Annotated in this window: 1 protein-coding gene; it reads right to left on the bottom strand. The window is 30.9% G+C overall.

Annotated features, from left to right (window positions below):
- Positions 1-118: 118 nt before the first annotated feature.
- A complete protein-coding gene (locus PHQ99_08125) occupies positions 119-3,670 on the bottom strand; it encodes a PAS domain S-box protein (GenBank protein ID MDD4289536.1) in 3,552 nt (1,183 codons plus the stop codon).
- Positions 3,671-3,783: the final 113 nt, after the last annotated feature.

Here is a 3,783-nt window from a genome sequence, read left to right as displayed (position 1 = left end):
AAAATAGGATGAAACAACATATTATACTTAACTATAAATTATAACATTTTAAATGTTTTTTTTAAATTTTGTATTAAAAAAATAATATGAAAAATTAAAAAAGTAAACCACTATAATTCTATCTTTTTTTACGCATTCCTTTTTCTTTATACATCTGTTTATCCGCAATAGCTATTAACTCATCTAAATCCATGGTATTATTAGGCATATATTCAGAAAATCCAATACTAAATTTAATTCTGTAATCATTCTGTATTTCTATATTTAATTTCGAAAAAGCCTCTTGTAAGCGCTTCCTGATTAAAGGGGACTCTTGTAAAGAGCTATTTGGGAATAACAACAAAAACTCATCTCCTCCCAAACGGCAGATAATATCTATTTCTCTAAGATTATCTTTTAAAATATTTGCAATCTTTTTTATAGCTCTGTCCCCTTCTAAATGTCCATAGTTGTCATTAATATATTTAAAATTGTCAATATCAAGATATGCCAACAATAATGGTGAATGACTGCGGTTAGACAATTTAATCTGTCTTTCGATTAATTCCATACCATATCTTCGATTGTAGCATCCGGTTAAAGAGTCAATACGGGATAACTTTTTTAACTTCTCTTCTGTCTCTTTTCTCTCAGAAATATTATAATATACTGCAATAATACCTTTAAGATTACTATTAACAATAACCGGAGAAGCACTGATGTAAACCGGAAACAGGCTTCCATCTTTTTTCTTTCTGGTAGTCTCAAATCCCACATGGCCTTTTCTTATCCCCTTCAGAGTTAGATCTTTTGCTTCATCTATCAATTCTGGTGGCTGGATTAACCCAGAGTCAATATTCTTTCCCTTTATTTCAGCAAGAGAATAACCGAATAGTTCAGTAAACATTGAATTAATATTGATTACATTTCCTGTTTCATTTGTGTAAACCGCCGCTTCAGGATTACTTCGAAAAAGACTGAGAAATTCTTGCTGGCTTTTACGAAGAGCTTCTTCGTCAAGCTTTCGCTTGATTGCAATAGAAATCTGTGATGAAATAAATTCCATAAGATGAATATCTTGTGGTGAAAAACAATCAGGATTATTGTAACTTTGCACTACAACACCTCCGATAGTTTCCCCTTCTATTTTTAAAGGGACACCAACCCATGCCTTGCGCAGTTTGCCAAACCATTTTTTATATCTTTTTAATAATGGATTTTGACATATTTTTTCCTGATTAACACAAACCGATTCTCCGATTTCAAAAATATAAGCTATCAGTGATTGGTGATCAATTTTTCTGGAATGATGAATGTGCTTATATTCATCCACACTGTATGGAAAATTAATCTCTTCCTTCTCTTTATCCAAAAGTGCTATATAAAAATTATTTGTATTTATAAGTTTGCTTAATTCTGTATGGATAATTTTATAAAGAATATCAATTGAAACAGTAGAATTTGCAGCTTTGGAAATATTATATAGGACTTGTTGAATTAATTCGTTATGTTTTGATACTGTAATATCTGAATAAGATATTATTCTACCTTTGGGCTGACCATCTATTATTACTGTAGAACTTGAAATACTAACCGGTATAATGGAGCCATTTTTTCTCTTCCTTATTGTTTCATAATTATAATAATTTGAGATTAAAGATTTTTTAAATAAATACTCGGCTTCTTTTCTCTTTTCTTCAGGGTGAATCATTCCGTTGTTAATATTAGTGCCTTTGACTTCATTTTTAGAGTAACCAAAAAGTTCTCTAAAACGAGGATTAATATCTATTATGCTACTATTTTCATCAACATATACCAGGGCTTCAGGACTGCTAACAAAAAGACTGGCAAATTCTTCACGACTTTTTTTCAGAGCATCTTCTGTTTTTTTCCGTTCTGTGACATCAATAAAGATACCCTCAACTCCCTCAATATCTCCGGCTTCATTGTAATAATACTGGCTGTTAGTTGAAACCATCAGCGGATTCCCGCATTTGGTTTTTAAAGTAGATTCATAACCTTTTATACTACCTTTATTCTCTTCCAGTAATTTTAAAAATGTTTTTCTTTCTTCGGGTTTATAATAGAAATCTTCTGCCATATTTTTTCCAACTACTTCAGAAAGTGACTCAAATCCTAATAACCTAATACCTGTTGGATTCATCATAATCAACTTACCATTTTTATCTGCCTGGTAATATGCTGCAGGCATGTTATCAAAAAGTGTATGATATTTTTTTTCACTTTCTGTTATCTTTTCCAAAATCTCTTTATATTTAGTTCTATCTTGATAAAAGGCAATAACGGTCTGGTTTCTCTTCTGATTTACAATAGGGGCAACAGTAATGATAACCGGAACCAATGTACCATCTTTCTTTTTTCTAATAGTTTCATACTCAATATCTTTACCTTCTATTGTTAATTGAGTTAAATAATTACTTTCCTTAACAGTTTCTTCTACCGGGAATATCATGCCTTCATTAATATTCCTGCCTATAATCTCTTTTGGTGAATAGCCAAATAGTTGTGTGAACTTCTGATTAATATTTAATATATTACCACTTTTCTCATGATATATCCCTGCTAAAGGACTGTTTTGAAACAAGTTAGCGGCTTCTTCCTGGCTTTTTCTTAAACTATCTTCCATCTTTTTTCGACCGGTTATATCTCTTATTACGCACACAATACCTGACAGGTCACCAGCATCACTGATTATAGTAGAGCAGGAAATAAGTACCGGAATGATTTTATTATCTATTGACTTGAGAAAAATGTCTTTATTTGTTAGTTTATCTTTATTGAAGGATTCATTTAGAAGGATATGATAAAAGTCCTTTTCTGTAAAGAATAAGTCTACTTTTTTCCCTTTAAGTTCTTCCTCTCTATATCCTGTCAATTTGCAGAGAGCATCATTAACAGTCATAATTATTCCTTTTTTATCCAGCAGTAAAAGTGAATCAGCCATGGTTGATAAAATCTTTTCCGCAGCAATGCTGGGAGTAACAGTCATTAATTGGTATTCAACTATTGAATATACTAATCCTCCTGCCCAAATTAAGATAATAATATTGGCTAAAGAAGGTAATTTTATAATTTGTAATTCAGGTAATACTATTTCAATAATAATACTCAACAGAAGGGAGATAAAAGCAGTATTAAGTATTACTTTTGCTTGTTTTTGTTTATAATGATTTTTAGTTTTTTTTGCAAAACCATATATCAAAAAAAGACTTAGTAAAATAAAAGTGATAAAATAGGTAAAAAAAAGATAGGACCAGATCGACCCTGCCCATACTCCTGCCCATCCCCAGGATTTCTTTATATAATCGGCGGATACTAAACCATTCCATTGCTGGTAGATTAATAACACAGGTAAAAAGAAAATCAGAGGATAAAAGATTTTTACCCTTAATACTTTTTTATTATTTGTAAAGATAAGAGTAAACCACAGGAAGAAACTGGCTAAACTAATCCAACCAATGGATGCTATGCTATCCAGCAAAAAGGCTGTTCCTTTAATAGTTCCGGGAGCATATAGAAAAACCAGCATAAGACTCCATTGGGCTAGACAGAAAAGAAAAGCTGAACAAACTCTGTTAAGTAAAGATTTTGTATTTCTTGCCAATACAAATACTAACAGGTAAATATAAACCAGGAAGGTAAAAAAATGAAGGAATGACAAAATATTCATCATTAAAAAAACAAATCATTCTCCTTTTCAAGATATTAGCTAATATTCGAATAAATATCATCACAAATTTAGTGATATATACTGGTTTACCCTTCTATCTTGTTTTTTCAATA

It is taken from the genome of Atribacterota bacterium, from assembly GCA_028703475.1.
In the GTDB taxonomy this organism is placed as follows: Bacteria; Atribacterota; Phoenicimicrobiia; order Phoenicimicrobiales; family Stramentimicrobiaceae; genus JAQVMU01.
The sequence above is the reverse complement of the archived record's forward strand: the minus strand, read 5'-3'. Positions and strand labels throughout refer to the sequence as shown.